This is a genomic window from Frateuria sp. (assembly GCF_013362045.1).
Classification (GTDB): Bacteria; Pseudomonadota; Gammaproteobacteria; order Xanthomonadales; family Rhodanobacteraceae; genus Frateuria_A.
Genome location: NZ_JABFWW010000029.1, coordinates 1 through 5736 on the forward strand (window position 1 = coordinate 1; position 5736 = coordinate 5736).

The 5736-nt window shown below is 70.9% G+C and carries 3 protein-coding genes; all 3 read right to left on the reverse strand.

The window, feature by feature from the left end:
• Window positions 1-962: type VI secretion system-associated protein TagF (gene tagF / locus HOQ08_RS01520; RefSeq protein ID WP_291190540.1), on the reverse strand; the 962-nt coding region annotated here is incomplete at its 3' end.
• A gap of 2 nt (window positions 963-964) precedes the next feature.
• Window positions 965-4492 (reverse strand): type VI secretion system membrane subunit TssM, encoded by a 3528-nt coding sequence (tssM, locus tag HOQ08_RS01525; protein WP_291190543.1) that lies wholly within the window; start codon window positions 4490-4492, stop codon window positions 965-967.
• Window positions 4493-4496: 4 nt separating this feature from the next.
• Window positions 4497-5702 (reverse strand): type IVB secretion system protein IcmH/DotU, encoded by a 1206-nt coding sequence (gene icmH / locus HOQ08_RS01530; protein ID WP_291190546.1) that lies wholly within the window; start codon window positions 5700-5702, stop codon window positions 4497-4499.
• Window positions 5703-5736 lie beyond the last annotated feature (34 nt).

Genomic DNA, 5736 nt, shown 5'->3' on the forward strand with positions numbered 1-5736 from the left:
ACCCCGGGCGCGCCAGGCGAAGCCTGCACCGGGGGCCCCGCCGGCGGGGCCTGCGCGGAAGCGAGCGCGGACGAGACCGAACCGTTGACCCGCATGTGCCCCGGCAGGGTCGCATCATCATCGAACCCGTCCGTCGGCAGCACGGAAACCGGCGTCGATGCAGGCATCGGCATTGGCTCGACCATGGCGGCAATGACAGGGATGGATTCCCCGACCGCCGATGCGGCGCCCGCAGGCGTTTCCCATGCCGTGGCGGAGGAGGCATCGAGGAAGCCCGCGTAGGCCTCCGGCGCGGGCAGCCCGCGGGTGGCCAGGACGCCCGGCGGCACGCGGCCGGCGCCTTCGCTCCACCACAGGCACCAGGGACCGCCCTCGCCCATCAATCGCAGCCACAACGCCGCCCGCGCCGCCGCGTCGACCGCCCGCGCGGGCAACGGCAGGCGCCAATGGCAGGCGCACCTGAAATCCACACCCACAAACGGATCGCCGGACATCGGCGCCGGTGCGCCGGGCGCGGGCAAGGCGGCGGCCAGCGCGTCGTAGCGCTCCGCATCCATCGGCGCACCGCGCTGGCCTTGCGCATGCGCGTGCGCCAGCGCATCGAACCAGCCCGCGCCTTCGCGCAGCAAGGGCTCGATCTGCGACGCCTCGACCGGCGCGGCCAGCACCATGGGGAAGCTGCGGCCCACGCGGTCCTCGGCCGGCCCGAACACGCCGGCCCAGGCGCTCTCGCCGCACGCCTGCGGCGCCAGCACGAAGCGCCAGGCAGGACTGGCCCGGTAGGCCTGCGCCCAGCCTTCGCCCAGGGCCTCTCGGCTGGCGTACACCGCCTGCTCGAAGTGGCGGTCCCAGCGCTCCACGAAGCCGGCGGGCAGCCGCCGCTGCACGAAGTCGCCCGCCCCCGGCAGCTTGCCGAAGAAGCCGACGGTGGCCGTTCCGATCCCCCCTGTCGGACCGGCCATGGTCAGCTCCCGCACCTGAAGCGTTGCACCTGCGTGTTGAGGAACGGATTCTTCAGGTTGGAGGCCTGTACCACCAGCTGCACCGCCTGGCCGCCGAAGTCGAAGCGCGCCTGGTAGCGCAGGTCGGACTGGCGGGACAGGTGCGCCGCCTGCAGCGCGTGGAAGAAGGCCCAGTCACCCTGGTAGTCGTAGCTGCTGAGCAGGTTGCCCGCGGCGTCCCAGGCGGAAACCTTGACCTGCCCCGGCGTCGGCCCCGGCCACTTCATCGCCATGCTGGTGCTGCCGCCGGGCTTGTAGTCGAAGGTCTGGCCGTCGATGGCGATGGCGAAATGGCCGATGCCCGGAGCCAGTACCGGCGCCAGCAGGGTGAAGCCGACTTCGGGCACGGGGCTGCCGCTCCTGAAGTACATCTGCTTGATGCTGTCGGCCAGCTGCATCTGCGCCAGCATCGCCGCCGAGCCGCTCACCGCGCCCGGTCCGCTCTTCCACTGCCAGTTTCGCCCGCTGGTGTCCACCAGCTTGGCCAGCGTCTGCTTGAAGAAGCCGTCGTAGCGGCCGCCGTAACCGAACAGCTCGGCGAAGTTCTGCACCGGGATGTCGTTGCGGCTGTCGGGCGAGAACGGATAGCGCCCCTGGGTGAAGGCGGCGCAGTCCTGCGCCGCCGCCTGCTGGAACTGTTCGCCCAGCGCGCCCTTGGTGCCGCTCGCCACCAAGGCTTGGCTTTTGCCAGTCAACGAGGCGACCCACCCGGACACCGGCGGCGGCAGCTGCGCGGCGGCCTGCTGCGCCATCAGCAACTGCGGATTGGGCTGGCCGGCCGCGTCGCTGAAGTCGGTCATGGTCAGCAGCGTCTTGCTGAGCTGGTCGAGCGCCGCGAGCGTCTGGTCGCTCGGCGCCGCGCCCGGCGCACCGGCGCTCAGCTTGTCGAGGGTGTCGAAGTGCGCGCTGATGGCGCTGCCGGGCGGCGCCTCGTCGGCACCGGCGCCCGCGCCGCCGCCGACCTTGGCGAGCGCGCGGCCCAGCGCGTTCTGCGTGGCCTTCTTGGCCGCCGCGTCCTTGGCCGCGTCCAGCGCCTTGTCGCCTGCATCGGGCGTGGGTGCGCGCAGCATGTCGCTGGTGTTGGCACCCACCAGCTTGAGCAGCGACTTGAGCGGCGAGCTGGGACCGGACAGTTTCGCGGCGATCGTGCTGGCGTCCTGGATGCTGGCGATCGGCTGCAGCTGCAGGTCGGCCAGCAGCTCGTCCCAGGCCTTGATGTAGTCGGTCTCGTAGAGCGCCAGCACCTGGCGCGCGAGCCGTGCCTGCGCGATCGCGTCGATCGGGTCGGCGCCGAACACCCAGTCGTCCTGGGCGAACTGCTTGACCGCCTCGGCCACGCCCTTGTCCGCCTCGATGGCGAACACCGGCTGGGTGTAGAGCGCCGGCAGCGGTTCGGACAGCGGCTGGCCGCTCCTGCGCCGGAACACGTTGCCGAGCAGGCCCAGTTCCTTGTCCAGCTGCAACGGCTTGCCGGCGTTCTCGGCCGAAAGCTTCATGCTGCCGTAGACCAGCGTGGAGAGATCGGCCGTGCGCAGCGTGTTGCGCGCCTGTTCCACCAGCGAGGCGTCCAGCGTCAGCGCACGCAGTTGGCCCGGTTCGTCCACCAGCGCCTGGAAGTGCTTGGCCAGTGCCTGCTGCAGCACCGGCTCGTCGGGGAACACCTTGCGCCATTCCAGGTTGGCCAGCGCGGCCAGCTCGCCGGCATCCAGATGCCTGGGCTCGCCCAGCATCAGGTAGCCCTTGAGGTAGTAGTACAGCGCCTGCGGATCCGATGCGCTGGCGGCCAGGCCGCCGCGGAACTGCGCGCCGACGCCCGGCAACAGCAACGCATTGAGTTCGCGCAGGTAGGCCGCGTGCAGGTCCTTGCCCACCGCCTTGCCCTGGTAGAGGCCCAGCCGCATGGAGAGCGGAGTGCCACCGGCGGGCGTGGCCGCCTGCTCGAGCGCCGACAGCGCCTCGAGCCGATCGAGCACCTTGGCGAAGTATTCCTTCGGCGTCGCACTGGCGGGGAGATCCACGCCGGCGGGATAGCCCTTCAGCGCGTCCTGCACCTGACCCAGGTAGGTGCGGTTGTGCGCATAGCTGGTGGCGAACCCGAAACACAGCAGCACCGTCAGCAACGCCATGCCTGCATAGGTGGCCAGCTGCACGGCCACCTTGCGCCGTTCGATGGTCGGGTTGGTGCCGGCCAAGCCCGACTCGCGGAACAGCACCTCCCTGAGCAGCCGCTCGACGAAGAAGGTGCGCCGCTGCGCGCCGGGCGCATGCACGCGCGCGGCCTCCAGCCCGAAGGTGCGTGCCACCGCCCCCATCATGCGATCGATCGGCGTGCCCTCCTGCGTGCCGGAGGTGAAGTAGACGCCGCGCAGCAACGGCGGCATGCCGTAGGCGTGAGCAGCGAACACCCCCTCGACGAACTGCCGCGCGGTCTCGCCCAGCGCGGCCAGCTGCTGCGGGAAGGACAGCACAGCCGCGCGGCGGCCGCGGTCGCGCTCGGCGTGCAGGCGGTCGAGCGTGCGCGTGTTGAGGCGGTCCAGCAGCAGCCGGTATTCGTCGGCGAAGGCCTTGGCGGCGCTGCCCTCCATGGTCTTGTTGAGCGGGAAGGAGACGCCCCAGACCTGGCTGCGCAGTTCGGGGTTCAAGTCGTCGAAGAACTCGCCGAAGCCGGCCACCAGATCGCACTTGGTGAGCACCAGGTACACCGGCACGCCGATCTTCAGATGCTCGGACAGTTCGTCCAGGCGGCGGCGGATCGCGCGCGCGTGCTCCTGCCGCCCGGCCTCGTCCAGCACCATCAGGTCGGACAGGCTCATCGCCACGATCACGCCGTTGATCGGGCGGCGCTTGCGGTAGCGGCGCAGCAGCTTGAGGAATTCGCCCCAGGCGGTGGAGTCGGCGGCGCGATCGGAATCCTGCGTGGTGTAGCGGCCGGCGGTGTCGAGGAACACCGCCTCGTCGGTGAACCACCAGTCGCAGTTGCGCGTGCCGCCGATGCCGCGCAGCGCCTCCTTGCCGAAGCGCTCGGACAACGGGAAATTGAGGCCCGAGTTTTGCAGCAGCGTGCTCTTGCCCGAACCCGGCGGCCCGATCACCACGTACCAGGGCAGCGCGTAGAGGTTGCCGCGGCGGTGCTTGCGCAGCATCTCCACCGCTTCCTGGAAGCGGCCCTGCAGCTGCGACCGCTCGGCCTCGCCGCGGTCATCGCCACGCCCATCGCCGTTTTGCGCCGGCGCGGCGGCGCCCTGCCCGGCCAGCTCGCCGGACATCCTGTTCGCCTTGCCGCGCGCGCGCAGCTGCTGCACCTGCAGCCAGGCGCCCCAGGCCAGCACGATCAGCATGATCAGCAGCAGCCGCGCGACCGGGCTGGCCAGCGGCTGCGCATCCCCGATGCCGAGGTAGGGGCCGCCCAGCCACACCAGCACCGACAGCAATGCGATGCCGACCAGCGTGACGAACCAGGCGGACTTCAAAAGGCTCAGCAACTTCGCCACGGCGTCAGGCCTCCGGGATGAACTTGATTTCCACGCGGCGGTTGCGCGTGCGGTTGTCCGGCAGGTCCGGCGGCAGCGCGATCGGCTGCGAGGCGCCGGCGCCGGTCGATTCGATCCGGCCCGGGTTGTCCAGGCCCTGAGTGAGGATCTGCTTGACCGACTGCGCGCGCGCCGCCGACAGCGCGAAGTTGTCCTTGAACTTGAGCGAATGGATCGGCTGGTCGTCGGTGTGGCCGACCACGATCACGCGGCCGGGCACCTGGTTGAGCGCAGCGGTGATCTTGTGCAGCAGCGGCAGCTGGCGATCGTTCACTTCGACGCCGCCGGAGGCGAACATGGCGTTGCCGGAAAGGCGCAGCAACGCCTGGCCGTCGGGTTGTTCGTCGATGCTGAGCAGCCCGGCTGATTCCTCCGGCGCGAGCAGTTGCTTGAGGCTCTTGCGCGCCGGCGGCGGGCGATGGGACGTGTCCGGCGGCGTGGCGCCCTCCAGCCCGATCTTCGCCAGTTGCGCGTTGACCGGCGCAGAGGCGTCGTTGAGCCGGGTATAGAAGAACAGGAACGCGCCCAGCAGCACGCAGGCGGCGGCGGTGGCGATCACCCACAGCGGCACGTAGCGCACCAGCGGGTTGCGCCGGTCCTCCACGCCGCGCCAGTGCGGCGCCAGCTCCTGCGCGGCCGGCGCGCGCTGTTCCCTGATGCGCCGGTACAGGTCTTCCTGGATGTCGGCGAGCTTGGCGCGCCCGCCCGCCTCGATCTGGTAGCGGCCACCGAAGCCTAGCGCCAGGCAGATGTACATCAGCTCGATCAGGTCGACGTGCTTGGAGAAATCCGCGCACAGCCGCTCGAGGATCTGGAAGAACTTGGCGCCGCCGTAGGACTCGCTGTGGAAGGCCACCAGCAGGGTCTTCTGCGCCCAGCCGCTGTGCTCGCCCCAGGGCGCGTTGAGCACCGACTCGTCCAGCAGCGTGCACAGCACGTAGCGCGCCGCCAGCACGGTCTGCTGCGGCAGGTTGGCCGCCTGCGCGCGGCTCTCGAAGCGGCGCACCTGGGTGGTGGCCTGGTCGCGCAGGCGCGCGGAGTCCGGCGCCGTCGCGCTGTGGCGCACCTGCACCGCCAGCAGCAGCAGCGGGCTGGCCGCCTGTACCAGCGGGTTCATGCCGCCGCCGAGGAAGCCGCTGATGTCCTCGTCCGACACCGGCGTCGCGCCCACCGCGGCGTTTGCGGGCGGCGGCGCGTAGGCGGCT